The organism is Pseudomonas sp. LBUM1676, assembly GCF_059695605.1.
On the sequence record NZ_CP166777.1, the window covers coordinates 289,600 to 303,800 of the forward strand.

The window sequence follows — 14,201 nt, forward strand, 5'->3', positions numbered from 1 at the left end:
GCCGCTGTCAGAGATGACAAGCGGCCGTTTTTGTTTCTGAAGGGGTGAGTGTTACTCGCCCTTTTCTTCCTGCGCATCCAGCGACTGGCGATAGGTGTCCAGCGCATTGCCGAAGTCGGTGATGAACTGTGGTTCGGTCAGCCAGGCCTGGGCAGTTTCACGGTCCATGCCGTCGGCCCACATGCGGTAGTCAATCAGCATGTCGGCGGCCAGGTGGGTGGCGGCCATGGCTTCGTTGTCGGCGTTTTCCATGTCCAGCAGGTCTGGGTGGTCGCTGATGATTTCGGCGAGGTTCGACAACAGGGTTTGCAGCATGTCGTCGCGGCTGGTGGCTTCCGCATCGCGCATTTTGCTGAACATCGCCAGGGTGTATTCCGGGATCGGCTCGCCGATTTCGCCCAGGTCATCGTCCAGTGCGGCGGGTTTTCTGCCGTGGATGTTGATTTGCCTGGCTTTGATCTTGGCGCGTTTGGCGCGTTTTTGCTGCTTGTTCAGGGAGGCCATGGGAACTCAGTCCGGTTTCTGTTGGTTTTGGGCTGCGATGATTTCGGACGCGGCCACGTAGTCTGCCTGGAAGGCGGGGGATTCGATCCACGCCAGGGCGCCGGCTTCATCCACTTCGGTGGACCATTGGCGGTACTCGATCAGCGCGCCGATGATGAAGTCTGTCGCTGTTTCTTCGCCTTCCTGCTCGAGCACCAGCGCGAGCAGCGGGTGTTCAAGAAAAGCCGCGCACATGGCTTGTTGGCTGATCTTTTGCGCTTCGATCATTTCTTTGAACAGGTCGGTCAGGTCGACCGAGTCGAAGTCGATGCGATCGTCGTTCGGGTCCAGTTCGACCGGCGCGGCGGCCCGTTGGCTGCGGTTCTGCTTGGCTTTGGCCTTGGCACGGGTGGCGCGTTTCTGCTGCTTGTTGGCGGAGGCCATGGGCGTCGTTCCGTATTTCGTTGAGGGGGCAAGTCGATCAGCTGAGTGGCACCAGCCGCCCGGGGGTATCGGGGGCCAGTTCGCCGCTTTGCAGCCAGGACAATGCAATGGGCCATAGTGTGGCTTGGTATGCGCTGCGAAAAAAGGCGAAATGTCCGACTTCTTCTTCGCCAATGTCTTCGGGGGCGATTCGCAGGTGACTGTTCGTGCTGCCGGTGAAATAGCCGAGCAGGCGTTCGATGGCCGGGATCGTGCCGTAAGGATCGTCGCTAATGCTGATCGCCAGGGTTTTGGCGGTCATTGTCGCGAAGGGTAGCGAGCCGTTTCTTGCGGCCAGGGCGCGACCGCTGGGGCGCGTTTCATATCGGGTGGTGGGTGTGCTCCAGTCGCGGACCACGCCGGCAGGTGTGTCTTCCAGCCAGCCGAGGCGTTTGCCGGGGAAGTAGCCGCAGAGCGTCGTCAGCAAAGGCATCACCAGGTGCCACTTGCCGAACATCCGCCAGCGATGAGCGGGCGCATAGTCGCGCCAGTAAGCGAATTGCGCACCCACGGTCACCAGGCGCCGGATCAGATGCCCGGAGGCTCCCAGGCCCGCTGCACAGCCTCCAAAGCTGTGACCGACGACATCGATGGGCTGCCCCGGAAACTCTCGCTGGGCGCGCTTGAGCATCGCCTCGAAATCCAGTGCTCCCCAGTCGGACCACGTGGCTTGCAGGCCTTTCAGTGAAGCCGGTCGAGATTCGCCGATGCCGCGATAGTCATAGGTGATGACGTCGAAGCCGTTGGTGAACAGGTAATCGGCAAAGCGCGAGTAATGCCGGCAGCGAACCGAGGTGGCGGCGTTGATGATGACGACCGGGCGTGCGATGTCCGCAGAAGACTGCCGCCAAGTAAAACCGCCAAGCATGAAGCCGTCTGCGGCGGGCTCCCTGAAGGGCTCGCCCGCGGTGGAGGAGGGCAGTGGCGACTCGATTTGTACTGGGGCCAATGACATGTCTTGCAAATTCATCGACTTCGGACCTTTGCGGGTAGCTGCCAACGATAGTCTTCACGTCGCTTATGAACAATCCATCTGTGTTGATCGGGTTATCGATCGAGCAGTCGCTCTTCAATTGCCGCCCGTTCCCTATCCAGTTCCGCACGCAGCTCCTCTTCGCTCGGCAGCACCAGCTTGTACTTGCTGGCGAACAGTTGTTCGTTGCCCTGCAGCACCGAGTAGCGCACGACTGACTCGTCTTTTTGCGCGCAGAGAATGATGCCAACAGTCGGGCCGTCCTCCGCGCCGCGTTTGAGGTCGTCATACATGCGCACGTACATGTCCATCTGGCCCACATCCTGATGGGTCAGTTCGCCGCGTTTCAGGTCGAAGATGACGAAGCACTTGAGCAGGTAGTTGTAGAACACCAGGTCGATGTAGAAATCTTTGCTGTCAGTGCTGATGCGTTGTTGGCGGGCGATGAAGGCGAAGCCTTTGCCCAGTTCGAGCAGGAAGGCCTGGAGTTGGTTGATCAGTGCTTGTTCGAGATTGGTTTCCTGGGTCAAGCCCGCGTTGGGCATTCCAAGAAACTCCAGCATTACCGGGTCCCTGATGAAATCACGCGGGTGTGCGTTCATTTTCTGGATATGGGTGGCGGCTTCCTGCTCTACGGCCGGACGGTCGCGGCTGGTCAGCAGGCGTTCGTAGTAGAGGGTGTTGATCTGACGTTCCAGAGCGCGACTTGACCAGTTCTGGATGGCTGATTCATTCATGTACCAATGGCGAGCGTGCTCGTTATCGACGCGCAGCAATCGGCGATAGTGGGTCCAGCTCAATTCGGAACGCACTGCGTTCCAAATTGGGAAGGTCTGATAAAAATCGCGCATATACCGCAGGTTTCGCTCATCAAATCCTTTTCCGAAATCGGTGGTAAGAACTTTCGCCAGTGTTGGTAACAATCGCTTGCCGTATGCCGCCCTCCGAGCCCCCTCCTGCTCGAACTCCACAATATGCCTTCCGATCTGCCAACAGGTCTGCACCTGGACCGTATCGACCGCTCGTTGCACCTTCTGTCGTGCATCGCGGATCAGTTCGCCAAGATTGCCCAGTAGCGAGACGAGTTGTGGGTCTTGAGTGTTACTGGGTCTGAGAGCGCTCATGAGTCTTCCGCAAATGGTTGAACAGGCAGAAGAGTCTTGCAAAGACAGGTGGGTCGACGATGCCGGACAAGGCTGGTAAATGAGAAGGAAAGTCCGACTGGTTTTGCGGGATCGCTCCCACGGCAATCCATGCTTGAGCAATACAGCCTGTAGTCCATCGCGCAGTGAGCCCAAGGACGAATCAATCTAAAACTCGGTCAGGCACAGGGAAGTCAAAGACAAGGTAACGATTGGGCTCTGTGGAGCCCGGGAGTGCCCATCATGAAACACGTCCATGCATTCATTTTGCCGCTCGCTGCGGTGGGGCTGTTGATGTTTCCCGTCATGTTGCAGGCAGCCAGCCTTGAACCGATCCACAGTTCCGGCGTGCAAGTTCAACGGCAGGAGCAAAACGGGATTAAATACCTCTCCGGTGGAGTTGGCGAGGATGAGGCGAAGGCCATCCAGCAGGCCGCCGGCTACAACCTGCACATGACTTTTGCTATCGGGCCAGAAAACAAATACGTGCCCGATGTGGATGTGGTCATTCAAAAAGCCCAGGGGCAAACCGTGCTGACCCTGAGGCAGGCTGGCCCGCTGGTTTACGTTCAGCTGCCGCCCGGTCAGTACACCGTTGTCGCGACGCGCAATGGCGAGGAGCGACGGGACACCGCGGATGTGGGAAGCGGGGCAGCTCTCAATCTGGTTTTTCATTGGAGCAGCAGCGAATAGTTGCGAATGAAAAGAGGCAAAAGCGTTGCAAGCCTGGCGATGAAAATTGGGCCCCATCAAATCCCAGGCATAAAAAAACCCTGAATCTTGCGATTCAGGGTTTTCGGTATTTGGTGCCCAGAGACGGAATCGAACCGCCGACACGGGGATTTTCAATCCCCTGCTCTACCGACTGAGCTATCTGGGCAACGGGGCGCATTAAACGGGTTTTTCAGGGGGTCGTCAAGCAAGTTTTCAAAAAATATTTAATTATTACCGTCGCTTACGATCCGACCCCCGAGAAAGCTGGGTTATTCAGCCGGTGGAACGTAGCCGTCAGCCTTGGCGTAATCCTCGCCGGAAAAGAACTTGTCCATCTCGCCCTGAAGATATTTGCGGTCTTCGGCGTTCATCATGTTCAGGCGTTTTTCGTTGATCAGCAGGGTCTGGTGTTTCTGCCAGTCGGCCCAGGCCTTGGCCGAGACGTGGTCAAAAATGTCCTGACCTTTAGCGCCCGGGAATGGAGCGCGTTCCAGGGCGGGCAATTCTTCTTTGTACTTGCGGCACATGATGGTGCGGGTCATGACGACTCTCCTGCGTTCAATACGGCGGCCGCGCGTTCGAGCAAGGTTTTGACCGGGGCGGCAAGGCCCAGGCGCGGCGGGGTGGCGAGGTTATACCAGAGCCAGTCGGCCTCGGCCACGTGATGGCCAGCCTCCTGGACCTGAACCAGCCAGGGTTCGATAGCCAACTGGAAATGACTGAAGGTGTGGATCAGGTTCGGCAATGCCTGCTGGCTGCCCAGCTCCAGCGAATGTTGCGCCGCCAGATGCTGCAGGTCGTCGAGGTCATCGAGTTCCGGCAGGCTCCAGAGACCGCCCCACAGGCCCGTGGAAGGGCGCCGGTAAAGCAGGATCGCGCCCTCGCCGTTGGCGAGCATCGGCATCAGCGTGCGCTTCTGTGGCACGGCCTTGCGCGGCTTGGGGATCGGGTAGCGGGTCTCGAGGCCGAGCATATGCGCTTCGCAGCCCTTCTCCAGCGGGCAGAGCAGACAGCTCGGCTTGCTGCGGGTGCAGAGCGTGGCGCCCAGATCCATCATGGCCTGGGTGTAGGCGTTGACCCGATCATGCGGCGTAAAGCGCTCTGCGTTGGCCCACAGCTGTTTGGCGACCTTGGGTTCGCCCGGATAACCCTCTTGCGCGGTAAAACGCGCCAGCACGCGTTTGACGTTGCCATCGAGGATCGGCGCCCGCAGGCCCATGCTCAGGCTGGCGATGGCGCCCGCCGTGGACAGGCCGATGCCCGGCAGGTCCGTAAGCTTTTCCACATCCCGCGGAAACTCGCCGCCATATTCGGCGACAACGATCTTCGCGGTCTTCTGCAAATTGCGCGCGCGGGTGTAATACCCCAGGCCGGTCCACAGGTGCAGCACCTCGTCCTCCGGCGCGGCGGCCAGGGCTTCGACCGTCGGCAATGAAGCCATGAACCGGTCGAAGTAATTCAGCACGGTGCTGACCTGGGTTTGCTGCAACATGATCTCCGAGACCCACACCCGATACGGGGTGATGCCCTGTTGCCAGGGCAGGTCGTGGCGGCCGTGGCGGTCGTACCAATCCAGCACTGCCGAAGAAAACTGCTCGGCTCTCATCGCTTGAACAGCCCCTTCAATGCGTCTTTCAATTCTGGACTGACCTTGTCGCCCAGCTTCTCGTCGATTTTTTCGCTGATTTTCTCGCCGGCCAGCTTGCTCGCGACCTGGCCCATGCGTTCATTGTCGAGGCGGCAAGCCTTGGCGCCCAATTCCAGCGGGCCACGGCAACGCAGTGGCCACTCGATGCCAACGAACTTCTCGCCCACTTGGCAGGCAGGGTCCGGCATGTCGCTCTTGTCGCCCTCGACGACGATGCCCACGCGATAATCCATGCCCAGCACCCGCAGATCGACGTCACCGTCACCGTTGACGGTCATGCCCGGGATGCGCACTTTCAAGTCCGGATTACTGGCTACGCCATTACGCAAGGTCAGGTTGCCCTTGAGTTCCTGGAACGGCGTGTCCTTGCCCCGCGGCTCGCCGCTGAGGGTTTTGCGGTTCAGGGTGGCGATGCCTTTGCACAGCTGCTGCTCGAGATTGGCGTTGAGCAACACGCCGTTATTGATGACGAAGCTGGCATTGCCGTTGAGGCTCTCGATCAGCGCGCTCTGGCTGTTGCCGCTGCCGGTCAGGCTGCTGTTGAGCGTGACCAGGCCTTTGACGGGCGGATTTTTCCCCTGGCTTTCAAGGATTTTTTCCACCGGCACCCGGCTGATGCGCGTCTGCATGTTCAGCGCCGGCACCGGCTGGCGCACGTCCAGGGTGCCCTTGGCTTCGAAGTTGCCGTCGTACAGGTCGCCGCGCAGGTTCTCCAGGGTCAGCAGGCCACCCTGGCCGGTGGCCTTGAGCACGGCGTTCTGGATCGGCAGCTTGTCGAGGGTCAGCTGGCCGAAGGTCAGGTCGGCGTCCACATCGAGTTTGGCCAGGCGTTCCACCGGCAGCAGGCGTGTCGTGCTCCATGGGCCTTTGGTCGGTGACGGCGGCAGTGGTGTGCTGCCCGCACCGCCCATGGCATTGGCCTCGGTGTCGGCGACTTCGGCCTGACGCACCTGGGTCGCGCTGTTGGCTTCGGCGGATTTTGGTGGCAGGTAACGGTCGACGTTGAAGGTGTCTGCCTTGAGGCTCGCCCGCAGCGATTGCTTGGCGAAGTCCTCGACGGCGATGCGCCCGCTGAAAGTGCTGTCATCGACTTTCAGGTTGATGCCATCGAACACCACGCTGCTCGGTGTGCCGGCAAGACGGCTGACCAGTTCGACTTTGCTCAGGCTGCCTTCAGCCATGGCCGGAAGTTTCTGGCCAATGCTGTCGACGAATTTCGCCAGGTCGAACTGGGCAATCGACAGACCGCCACTGATTTGCGGGGTCTTGTCGAGGTCGTTGACCTTCAGTTCTCCCAATGCGCGCAGTTGGTTGGCAGATAGCTTGATGCCGGTCCATTCGGCGACGTTAGCCGCTTTATCCAGCAGCAATTGCCCTTGAGCGGCGAAGGTGATGGTCTTGCCTTGCAACGGATCACCGGCGACTTCACCCGAAAGCTTCAAGTCTTCGAATTTGTAGCGTTGTAGCGCGCGCTCGAAACGCAGTTCGCCATTGAGTTCGGTGCGAACTCGCAGAACCGGCTGGTTGGTGCCCAGGAACGCGGTGAGTTTGACCGGGATGTTAGTGGAGTCATGCACCGGGCCGGTACTCAGCTGGATGCTTTCGGCGCTGTACAGCTTGCCGGTTTTTTCGTCGCTGTATTCAACGCGGGCGTTGTTGACGGTGAGGCTGTCGATGTCCAGGCGGATCGGCTGTGCCGGTTTTTCCGCTTGGGCGGTGGTTTCTGGAGCTGAAGCTTCAGTAGTGGCGGGTGGCGTGGCAGGCGTCGGAGCCTTGCCGATGTCTTCCCAGTTGCCGTGGCCGTCCTTGTCGCGGTTCAGGCGCAGGTTCAAGCCTTCGACACGCACGTCACTCATCTGCACCTCACGGCGCAGCAGCGGCAGCACGCGAACCGAGAGGCCCAGCATTTGCAAGTCAGCGAACGGCTCGGTGGGCTTGGCCAGGGTCGCGACACTGGCTTCGTGCAATTCCAGGCCGAGCCACGGGAACAGGCTCCAGCCGATATCGCCATTGAGCGTCAGCTCGATGTGGGCCTTGTCGCGGGCAATCTGGCGAATCTCGTCTTTATAGTCGTTGGGATCAAACAGGTGGGTCAGGGCAAAGCCCAGCGCCACAATGATCAGCAACAGCCCGAGAAGTACCAGGCCCAGGATTTTGCCGAACGCTTTCATGGGCGAGTCCTTGTAGTCAGTCGAATTCGAAATTTAGCCGGGGAGTATAGCGCTCCGAAGCGCACGACCGGTCAGCGATCATGTAGGCAGTCCATCCAGCGGCTGGTTCCGCCAGTGGTACGAGAACAGACGACATGCAAAAAGGTGATATCACTTTGGTTCGTCTGTCATATGCAAATGGTAACCTCCGCCAGTTCGTCCGTCCTTCCGCGATGTGATGTCACGCCAGATGGAGCTCATCTTGCATAACGGGATGTGATGGCCCCTTCGCAAGCAGGCTCGCTCCCATATTTGTTTTGTGTTCCATCCAAATGGCTTGTATGGACATGTCTATCGCCGCCGCTACTGAATTCACTCCGTCAGTCATATCACCTCCCGTGTTTCTGTTTCGCGCCCGCGCCCCTATAATGGTTGCCTTTTTCGCCCAATGATTTTTGCGGAGCTGGTGATGGCCGAACGTATGGCGTCTGTCGAGCGCGACACTCTGGAAACCCAGATCAAAGCCTCGATCAACCTGGATGGCACCGGAAAGGCCCGATTTGATATCGGTGTGCCTTTTCTTGAGCACATGCTGGACCAGATCGCCCGTCACGGGCTGATCGACCTGGATATCGTCAGCAAGGGCGACCTGCATATCGACGACCACCACACCGTGGAAGACGTCGGTATCACTTTGGGTCAGGCTTTCGCCAAAGCGATCGGCGACAAAAAGGGCATCCGTCGCTACGGCCACGCCTACGTGCCGCTCGATGAAGCCCTGTCGCGTGTGGTGATCGACTTCTCCGGCCGTCCTGGCCTGCAGATGCATGTGCCCTACACCCGCGCCACCGTTGGCGGCTTCGACGTTGACCTGTTCCAGGAGTTCTTCCAGGGCTTCGTCAACCACGCCCTCGTCAGCCTGCACATCGACAACCTGCGTGGTACCAACACCCACCACCAGATCGAAACCGTGTTCAAGGCTTTCGGCCGCGCCCTGCGCATGGCCGTGGAGCTCGATGACCGCATGGCCGGTCAGATGCCATCGACCAAAGGCGTTCTGTAATGCAGACGGTCGCGGTTATCGATTACGGCATGGGCAACCTGCACTCGGTGGCCAAGGCCCTCGAGCACGTCGGTGCCGGCAAGGTCTTGATCACCAGCGATGCCGCCGTGATTCGCGAAGCCGACCGGGTGGTGTTTCCCGGCGTCGGCGCGATTCGCGATTGCATGGCGGAGATCCGTCGCCTGGGTTTCGACTCGCTGGTGCGTGAAGTCAGCCAGGACCGTCCGTTCCTCGGCATCTGTGTGGGCATGCAAGCCTTGCTCGACAGCAGTGAAGAGAACGATGGCGTCGACTGCATCGGCCTGTTCCCGGGCCAGGTGAAGTTCTTCGGCAAGGACCTGCACGAAGACGGCGAGCACCTGAAAGTCCCGCACATGGGCTGGAACGAAGTGAAGCAGACGGTGACTCACCCGCTGTGGCACAACATTTCGGACCTGGCGCGTTTCTACTTCGTGCACAGCTACTACATCGCTGCCGGCAATGCGCGGCAGGTGGTGGGTGGCGGTCACTACGGTGTCGATTTCGCCGCCGCGCTGGCCGATGGCTCGCGTTTCGCCGTGCAGTTCCACCCGGAGAAGAGCCATACCCATGGCCTGCAATTGCTGCAGAACTTCGCCGCGTGGGATGGTCGCTGGTAAATGGCCGTCAAGAAGAAGCCGCCGATCCTGACCCTCACTCCCGAACAGGAGAGCGAGGCCAATCACAAGATCAAGCGCTTCATGGAGGATCGCTTCGAACTGGACCTGGGTTCGTTCGAAGCGGCCGAAATCCTTGAGCTGTTTACCCGCGAAATTGCTCCGCACTATTACAACAGGGCGATTTTCGATGTGCAGACGCACCTTAAAGAAAGGTTCGAAAGCATCGAAAGCGACCTGTGGGCGCTCGAGAAAAACTGATTTTCGAGCGAAGCTGAACAATCGAATTTGAAGGTTTGCCAGATGCTGATTATTCCCGCTATCGATCTTAAAGACGGTGCCTGTGTTCGTCTGCGCCAGGGCCGCATGGAAGATTCCACGGTGTTCTCCGATGACCCGGTGAGCATGGCTGCCAAGTGGGTGGAGGGCGGTTGCCGTCGTCTGCATCTGGTCGATCTGAACGGCGCCTTCGAAGGCCAGCCGGTCAACGGCGAAGTGGTCACCGCCATCGCCAAGCGCTACCCGAACCTGCCGATCCAGATCGGTGGCGGTATCCGTTCCCTGGAAACCATCGAGCACTACGTGAAGGCCGGCGTGAGCTACGTGATCATCGGCACCAAAGCCGTGAAAGATCCGGCCTTCGTGGCTGAAGCCTGCCGCGCGTTCCCGGGTAAAGTGATCGTCGGTCTGGACGCCAAAGACGGCTTCGTTGCCACCGACGGCTGGGCTGAAATCAGCACCGTTCAGGTGATCGACCTGGCCAAGCAGTTTGAAGCCGACGGCGTGTCCGCGATCGTTTATACCGACATCGCCAAAGACGGCATGATGCAGGGTTGCAACGTACCGTTCACCGCTGCGCTGGCCGCTGCAACCAAGATCCCGGTGATCGCTTCCGGCGGTATCCACAATCTGGGTGACATCAAGTCGCTGCTCGACGCCAAGGCGCCAGGCATCATCGGCGCGATCACCGGCCGGGCGATCTACGAAGGCACCCTCGATGTCGCTGAAGCGCAAGCTTTCTGCGATTCGTACAAAGGCTGAGGACTGACCATGGCGCTGGCCAAACGCATCATCCCTTGCCTGGACGTGGATAACGGCCGGGTGGTCAAGGGCGTCAAGTTCGAGAACATCCGCGACGCAGGCGACCCGGTGGAAATCGCCCGTCGTTACGACGAGCAGGGTGCCGACGAGATTACCTTCCTCGACATCACCGCCAGCGTCGATGGTCGCGACACCACGCTGCATACCGTCGAGCGCATGGCCAGCCAGGTGTTCATCCCGCTGACTGTCGGCGGTGGCGTGCGCACCGTGCAGGACATTCGCAACTTGCTGAATGCCGGTGCGGACAAGGTCTCGATCAACACCGCGGCTGTGTTCAATCCGGAATTCGTTGGCGAAGCAGCGCAGCATTTCGGCTCGCAGTGCATCGTCGTCGCCATCGACGCGAAGAAAGTCTCCGGCCCCGGCGAAACTCCGCGCTGGGAAATCTTCACTCACGGCGGTCGCAAGCCTACTGGTCTCGACGCTGTTGAATGGGCGAAGAAAATGGAAGGCCTGGGCGCCGGTGAAATCCTGCTGACCAGTATGGACCAGGACGGCATGAAAAACGGCTTCGACCTGGGCGTCACCCGTGCCATCAGCGATGCCTTGGGCATTCCGGTTATCGCCTCCGGCGGCGTCGGCAACCTGCAGCATCTGGCCGACGGCATTATCGAAGGCCACGCCAGTGCGGTGCTGGCGGCGAGCATTTTCCACTTCGGCGAATACACCGTGCAGGAAGCCAAGGCCTACATGGCCCACCGCGGCATCGTGATGCGCTAAACAACCGGTACAGGCCAGTGGACATCATGGCGGGCTCAGGGCACTCTTGGGTACGCCATGGATTTCGGTAGCCAGACATGCTTAAACGTCTTCTTCTTGCCCTCGCCAGTGCTTCTCTATTGCTCGTCAACGGCGCGCACGCTGCAGAAAGTCTCGACACCGACCTGGTGTTGCTGACGGAAAATTTCCCGCCCTACAACATGGCAAGGAACGGCAAGAATTTCGCTCAGGACGAGAATATCCATGGCATTGCCGTGGACATCGTCCGCGAGATGTTCAAGCGCGCCGACATCACCTACAGCCTGACGCTACGTTTCCCTTGGGAGCGAATCTACAAGCTCACGCTGGAAAAGCCCGGTTACGGCGTATTTGTGATGGCGCGATTGCCGGATCGCGAGAAGCTGTTCAAGTGGGTCGGCCCGATCGGCCCGGATGACTGGATCATGCTGGCCAAGGCTGACAGCAAGATCACCCTCGAAACCCTGAATGACGCGCGCAAGTACAAGATCGGTGCGTACAAGGGCGATGCGATTGCCGAGACTCTGGCCAAACAAGGCTTGAAACCGGTAGTGGTACTACGCGATCAGGATAATGCCAAAAAACTTGTCAATGGCCAGATCGACCTCTGGGCCACCGGTGACCCGGCCGGGCGCTATCTGGCGCGCCAGGACGGGGTGACCGGTCTGAAGACCGTTCTGCGCTTCAACAGCGCAGAGCTGTACCTGGCACTGAACAAGAACGTATCGGACGATGCGGTTGCGAGGTTGCAGGCTGCGCTGGATCAGATGCGCAAGGACGGCGTGGTCGACGAGATCATGTCGCGGTATCTATAGCTGTTGACGAATCTGCCGCCGGCAAAGGGGTGGCGGTGACTTCACGTTTTACCTCCAGGTCATCCCGCGCCGCGGTTATGTCTGTTCCCGGCGCAGGGATAGCCCCGACTTCACTGGATTTTTCAGGCGGATATTCGGTTATGTACAGGCTACTGCTATCGGTGTAGCTGATGCTGTTCGCCAATTGAGTGCCGTTTTCGCGTAGCAATCGGTAGTCGCTCTGCACCTGATAAACCGCCACGGTTTTGTTTTTCGCAACGATGGTGATGACCTCTTTTGCTGTCGGGTTATACCATTCGTTGGAGGATATTTCGGTGTGAGCAAGACTATTGCTCAGTCTCGCCGAGAAAATGAATGGAGACGCCAGCCTGTTGATCGGCCATTGGCTTCCGATCTCGATAGAGGTGATGTCGGCGAATGACTTCAGGCTTTCTTCACGCTGTACCCGGGGCGCTGTCCACTTGAGAGGCTGGCTCACATTGTCTGAGTTATGGCCGTACCCGACGAGCAAATACTGGTCTGCCCTTTCCAGGAAGTAGAACGGTGACGCGCGAAATTGTTCAAGAGGTGTCAGATCGGGATCTTTGATAGTGAACCAGGGGAGTTTGGCAATATGAGTGACATTGGCCGGCTCGACAGGGGAGGGTTGCCCCTCTGCGGCGAGTGTCGGAGCCGCTGGCTGGGAATTGACCTGGAGGGGGATCTGCATTCGTAATGAATAAGCGGGGACAGGAGTCGTAGCTCCGGAATAACCTTTGGTGCCGACAAAGGTACCTGGTGCAAGGTAGATCTCTCCTTCCGCGGCTGCCGGGGTGATGACACTCCAGGCGCTGAAGTCCTGTTTGGCGCCACTGCCCCTGTCATCCCAGATCAAGTCGCTGATCAATGAAGAAACTACCAGATCTCTGCGGACACAACGAACGGCGCTGAGTAAAGGTTTGTCGCGGTCGGAGCACACCAGCCCGAGCGCAACATAGCCATCGGGAGGGATCGGGCGCCATATCGTACAGTCCGCATTGGCCCTTGAGCCTGCACTTCTCCAGACTTGTTCAAAGTCGGTAGGCGGGCTGAGAGCTTTACCTTTGGTGCTATCGCCACTCTGCGGTGCGCCCTCGCAGACAACCGCGACCACTCTTTTCTCGTTGATGCTGTCGTGTCCGTAAGAAGCGAGATCGCCTAGTGGGAAAAACCCCGGCAGCAAATCAGCGGCAGGGGTCGGGCGCCAAAAGGTTATGGGTTTGGAATTCGAGCCTCGGTTGTCCCAAATACGTTGGAATTGCGTTGTAAAGTTGATCAGCAGGTTGTCGGATTTTATCGATTCCATTTGCCTCGCGGCCAATGTCACGTTGTCATCTGTGTTCATGGTCAATCCTGATAGTTGAAAGGCGACTCGGGGGAGTCGCGACCTGTTGCGGGTCTCACTATTCAGGGACTGGCGAGGCATCTGGCGGTAACTATGTATTGCTTGTGACCGGGCGTTACCGATAAATGCCGTCTTTGCCATGAGCGATCATGGCGCGATTGCCGCGCACGCTGATCATCTGCTTGATATCGATCAACTCGATACCCTGAGCATTGAGCTTGGGCAATTCGCGCTCCAGCACTGCCAGGGTCTGTGGGTACGGGTGTCCGATCATCACCGCCGAGCCCTGCTCGCGTGCCAGGCGGATTGCGGTCTGCAACTGGGTGAAAATCGCTGCCTCGGTGGGCTCGTCATCCAGAAACACGTCCCGCGAAACACTCGCCAGGCCAACCTTCTGCGCCTCGGCGGCCGCCACGGTCTGCGCACTGGTGCGGCTATCGACGAAGAGCTTGTGCCGACGCTGCAAGTCCGCCATCAGCCAAGCCATGGCCGGTCGCTGAGCGGTCATGCGGCTGCCCATGTGATTGTTGATGCCGGCGGTATACGGCACCCTTTTGAACGCCGCGTTCAGGCGCTTCTCGAGTTCTTCGAGGGGCAGGTCCGGATGCCAGGCGAACGGTCCGGTGGCCGGAGCCATGGGCATGTGCAGGATGACGATCTTGCCGGCACGATGGGCTTCACGAGCGGACTCGGTAGCGTGGGGCGTGTCGGGCATGATTGCCGCGGTGACCGGGCCGGGCAGGGCCAGCACGCGGCGATCCTGGGACAGGTTCTGTCCCAGGTCATCGATGATCAGGCTCAGATAGGCTTTTTGAGGTGCCGTCGCAACGGGCGTTGCGTGAGCAACACCCGCCAGACAGCACAACAGACCGAGGTAAAACCGCAAGCGCATC

General features: G+C 59.2%; 16 protein-coding genes and 1 tRNA gene. 7 read left to right on the plus strand and 10 right to left on the minus strand.

Features of this window, described 5'->3' with window-relative positions; translation table 11 throughout:
• Positions 1–51 precede the first annotated feature (51 nt).
• The 4 genes from ACA041_RS01365 to ACA041_RS01380 all read right to left on the minus strand — a co-directional run bounded on the left by ACA041_RS01365 (position 52) and on the right by ACA041_RS01380 (position 3,063).
• A complete protein-coding gene (locus ACA041_RS01365; RefSeq protein ID WP_497439557.1) occupies positions 52–504 on the minus strand; it encodes a hypothetical protein in 453 nt (150 codons plus the stop codon).
• Between the two features lie 6 nt (positions 505–510).
• A complete protein-coding gene (locus ACA041_RS01370; RefSeq protein ID WP_497439558.1) occupies positions 511–927 on the minus strand; it encodes a hypothetical protein in 417 nt (138 codons plus the stop codon).
• A 37-nt stretch (positions 928–964) separates the two neighbouring features.
• Positions 965–1,936 (minus strand): alpha/beta hydrolase family protein, encoded by a 972-nt coding sequence (locus ACA041_RS01375; protein WP_497439559.1) that lies wholly within the window; start codon positions 1,934–1,936, stop codon positions 965–967.
• A 77-nt stretch (positions 1,937–2,013) separates the two neighbouring features.
• Entirely contained in the window at positions 2,014–3,063 is a 1,050-nt protein-coding gene (locus ACA041_RS01380) for a PDDEXK nuclease domain-containing protein (RefSeq protein WP_497441985.1), read from the minus strand.
• Positions 3,064–3,324: 261 nt separating this feature from the next.
• On the opposite strand from ACA041_RS01380, the gene ACA041_RS01385 reads away from it, so the two are divergent.
• Positions 3,325–3,774: a carboxypeptidase regulatory-like domain-containing protein gene (locus tag ACA041_RS01385; RefSeq protein WP_497439560.1), complete on the plus strand. Its 450-nt coding sequence runs from the start codon at positions 3,325–3,327 to the stop codon at positions 3,772–3,774.
• Positions 3,775–3,885: 111 nt separating this feature from the next.
• On the opposite strand, the gene ACA041_RS01390 is transcribed toward ACA041_RS01385, so the two are convergent.
• The 4 genes from ACA041_RS01390 to ACA041_RS01405 form a co-directional block, all read right to left on the minus strand.
• A tRNA-Phe gene (locus tag ACA041_RS01390) sits at positions 3,886–3,961 on the minus strand.
• 103 nt (positions 3,962–4,064) lie between these two features.
• Positions 4,065–4,337, minus strand: coding sequence for an oxidative damage protection protein (locus ACA041_RS01395; RefSeq protein ID WP_064675437.1), 273 nt, complete (start codon positions 4,335–4,337; stop codon positions 4,065–4,067).
• Entirely contained in the window at positions 4,334–5,401 is a 1,068-nt protein-coding gene (mutY, locus tag ACA041_RS01400) for an A/G-specific adenine glycosylase (RefSeq protein WP_497439561.1), read from the minus strand. The genes ACA041_RS01395 and mutY overlap by 4 nt, the downstream gene beginning before the upstream one ends.
• Positions 5,398–7,614 carry an AsmA family protein gene (locus ACA041_RS01405; RefSeq protein ID WP_497439562.1) on the minus strand — a complete coding sequence of 739 codons (2,217 nt, stop codon included), beginning with the start codon at positions 7,612–7,614 and terminating at the stop codon, positions 5,398–5,400. Before ACA041_RS01405 ends, mutY begins: the two co-directional genes overlap by 4 nt.
• A 448-nt stretch (positions 7,615–8,062) precedes the next feature.
• Between ACA041_RS01405 and hisB the strand changes: the two genes are divergently transcribed.
• From hisB to ACA041_RS01435, 6 genes are all read left to right on the plus strand, one after another.
• Positions 8,063–8,656 carry an imidazoleglycerol-phosphate dehydratase HisB gene (hisB, locus tag ACA041_RS01410; protein ID WP_007897437.1) on the plus strand — a complete coding sequence of 198 codons (594 nt, stop codon included), beginning with the start codon at positions 8,063–8,065 and terminating at the stop codon, positions 8,654–8,656.
• On the plus strand, positions 8,656–9,294 hold the full coding sequence (gene hisH, locus ACA041_RS01415) for an imidazole glycerol phosphate synthase subunit HisH (protein WP_497439563.1): 639 nt from the start codon (positions 8,656–8,658) through the stop codon (positions 9,292–9,294). The genes hisB and hisH overlap by 1 nt, the downstream gene beginning before the upstream one ends.
• The gene (locus ACA041_RS01420; protein WP_008005317.1) at positions 9,295–9,552 is read left to right on the plus strand and encodes a DUF2164 domain-containing protein; all 258 of its coding nucleotides are present in this window, start codon (positions 9,295–9,297) and stop codon (positions 9,550–9,552) included. It abuts the gene before it with no gap.
• A gap of 42 nt (positions 9,553–9,594) precedes the next feature.
• Positions 9,595–10,332 (plus strand): 1-(5-phosphoribosyl)-5-[(5-phosphoribosylamino)methylideneamino]imidazole-4-carboxamide isomerase, encoded by a 738-nt coding sequence (gene hisA, locus ACA041_RS01425; protein ID WP_008041005.1) that lies wholly within the window; start codon positions 9,595–9,597, stop codon positions 10,330–10,332.
• A 9-nt stretch (positions 10,333–10,341) separates the two neighbouring features.
• Positions 10,342–11,112 carry an imidazole glycerol phosphate synthase subunit HisF gene (gene hisF / locus ACA041_RS01430; protein ID WP_007972752.1) on the plus strand — a complete coding sequence of 257 codons (771 nt, stop codon included), beginning with the start codon at positions 10,342–10,344 and terminating at the stop codon, positions 11,110–11,112.
• Between the two features lie 77 nt (positions 11,113–11,189).
• Positions 11,190–11,945: a substrate-binding periplasmic protein gene (locus ACA041_RS01435; RefSeq protein WP_497439564.1), complete on the plus strand. Its 756-nt coding sequence runs from the start codon at positions 11,190–11,192 to the stop codon at positions 11,943–11,945.
• Here the strand turns inward: ACA041_RS01435 and ACA041_RS01440 are convergent.
• Positions 11,926–13,308, minus strand: a complete 1,383-nt coding sequence (locus tag ACA041_RS01440) for a Vps62-related protein (protein ID WP_497439565.1) — start codon at positions 13,306–13,308, stop codon at positions 11,926–11,928. The two genes, ACA041_RS01435 and ACA041_RS01440, sit on opposite strands and share 20 nt — an antisense overlap.
• A 115-nt stretch (positions 13,309–13,423) precedes the next feature.
• The gene (locus ACA041_RS01445; protein ID WP_497439566.1) at positions 13,424–14,200 is read right to left on the minus strand and encodes a divergent polysaccharide deacetylase family protein; all 777 of its coding nucleotides are present in this window, start codon (positions 14,198–14,200) and stop codon (positions 13,424–13,426) included.
• Position 14,201: the final 1 nt, after the last annotated feature.

Coding starts and splice junctions, on each gene's coding strand:
- ACA041_RS01405 (WP_497439562.1), bottom strand. CDS start 7,614: ATGAAAGCGTTCGGCAAAATCCTGGGCCTGGTACTTCTCGGGCTGTTG.
- hisB (WP_007897437.1), top strand. CDS start 8,063: ATGGCCGAACGTATGGCGTCTGTCGAGCGCGACACTCTGGAAACCCAG.
- ACA041_RS01420 (WP_008005317.1), top strand. CDS start 9,295: ATGGCCGTCAAGAAGAAGCCGCCGATCCTGACCCTCACTCCCGAACAG.
- ACA041_RS01385 (WP_497439560.1), top strand. CDS start 3,325: ATGAAACACGTCCATGCATTCATTTTGCCGCTCGCTGCGGTGGGGCTG.
- hisH (WP_497439563.1), top strand. CDS start 8,656: ATGCAGACGGTCGCGGTTATCGATTACGGCATGGGCAACCTGCACTCG.
- hisA (WP_008041005.1), top strand. CDS start 9,595: ATGCTGATTATTCCCGCTATCGATCTTAAAGACGGTGCCTGTGTTCGT.
- mutY (WP_497439561.1), bottom strand. CDS start 5,401: ATGAGAGCCGAGCAGTTTTCTTCGGCAGTGCTGGATTGGTACGACCGC.
- ACA041_RS01395 (WP_064675437.1), bottom strand. CDS start 4,337: ATGACCCGCACCATCATGTGCCGCAAGTACAAAGAAGAATTGCCCGCC.
- ACA041_RS01435 (WP_497439564.1), top strand. CDS start 11,190: ATGCTTAAACGTCTTCTTCTTGCCCTCGCCAGTGCTTCTCTATTGCTC.
- hisF (WP_007972752.1), top strand. CDS start 10,342: ATGGCGCTGGCCAAACGCATCATCCCTTGCCTGGACGTGGATAACGGC.
- ACA041_RS01370 (WP_497439558.1), bottom strand. CDS start 927: ATGGCCTCCGCCAACAAGCAGCAGAAACGCGCCACCCGTGCCAAGGCC.
- ACA041_RS01380 (WP_497441985.1), bottom strand. CDS start 3,063: ATGAGCGCTCTCAGACCCAGTAACACTCAAGACCCACAACTCGTCTCG.
- ACA041_RS01375 (WP_497439559.1), bottom strand. CDS start 1,936: ATGAATTTGCAAGACATGTCATTGGCCCCAGTACAAATCGAGTCGCCA.
- ACA041_RS01365 (WP_497439557.1), bottom strand. CDS start 504: ATGGCCTCCCTGAACAAGCAGCAAAAACGCGCCAAACGCGCCAAGATC.
- ACA041_RS01445 (WP_497439566.1), bottom strand. CDS start 14,200: ATGCGCTTGCGGTTTTACCTCGGTCTGTTGTGCTGTCTGGCGGGTGTT.
- ACA041_RS01440 (WP_497439565.1), bottom strand. CDS start 13,308: ATGAACACAGATGACAACGTGACATTGGCCGCGAGGCAAATGGAATCG.